This is a genomic window from Komagataeibacter kakiaceti JCM 25156 (assembly GCF_000613305.1).
The window spans coordinates 1-1,033 of the sequence record NZ_BAIO01000681.1 but is presented as its reverse complement, the minus strand read 5'-3'; the positions used below and the strand labels follow the sequence as shown (position 1 = coordinate 1,033).

Annotated in this window: 1 pseudogene; it reads right to left on the bottom strand. The window is 65.8% G+C overall.

The annotated features are described in order from the left end of the window. A pseudogene (locus tag JCM25156_RS25985) lies at positions 1-958 on the bottom strand (BMP family ABC transporter substrate-binding protein); the annotation flags it as partial. Positions 959-1,033: the final 75 nt, after the last annotated feature.

The window sequence follows — 1,033 nt, the reverse complement described above, 5'->3', positions numbered from 1 at the left end:
CGGCCCCAGGGGTCACGGTCCACGCCCGCGCCCATTTGCAGCATCTGCGGGACCGGCCGCCATGTGCCCGCCAGACGTGCGCGGATCTGGGAAATATAGAACTGCGCGAAGTCCAGCACGACCGAGGCCACATAGGCATCCGGCCCGAACTGGCGGATGTCCTTGTTCCACATCGCCGCCCACAGCCCGCGCTCCTGCGCCACGTGCAGGTAACCCGCCTCGTCCATGATGCCGAACAGGAAGTCACATCCCTTGTCCGCCAGCGCATTGGCGGCCTGTATGGCCGCCTGCGGGTCGAACCAGGCATTGATGGTGATGACCTGCATCGTCGCATCGGGGTTGATGGTGCGCGCGCCCATGAGCAGCGCATTGGACCCGGCATAGGCCGAGGGTAATGGAAATGCACCGATAAAGCCAGCTTGCCGGTCTTGCTCAGCAGCCCCGCCGCCACGCCGATCACATAACTGACATACCAGTGCGCGATATAATACCAGCTTACATTGCGCCGCACGGCCCGGCCATCGCACTGGACGAAGGCGGTATCCGGCGCACGGGCGGCCACATCGGTCAGGAAATCACCATAATCCGCGCCGGTCATGACCATCTGCGCGCCTTCGGCCACGAATTCGCGCAAAAGACGGGTCGCATCGGCGGAATAGGGCATGCTTTCCACATAAACCGTGCGCAGTTTCGGAAATGTCCGGCGCACCGCCTGCAGGGCGACATGGTGCATCTCGGTCCAGCCGCCATCACTGACCGGGCCGACATAGCCCATGGCCACCAGTGCGTCCTCCTCCGCCACCGGGGGCAAGGGGGGCTGACTGGCGTAGGGAGCGGCCAGCGCCTCCAGGATCGCCTCGGTTCCGGCGGGCGTGGTTGCAAGGCCGGGGCGTGGAAGAAAACCGGTGGAAAGCGCGGCGCCGGTACCGGCCAGCAGCCGTCTGCGTGGCAGGATCATGCGCCCGCTCCTTGTGCAAAGGGAAGGATGTGGGCCACCGTACCGTGCGGGTCCGCCACCTGCGGGGCGTGGCCG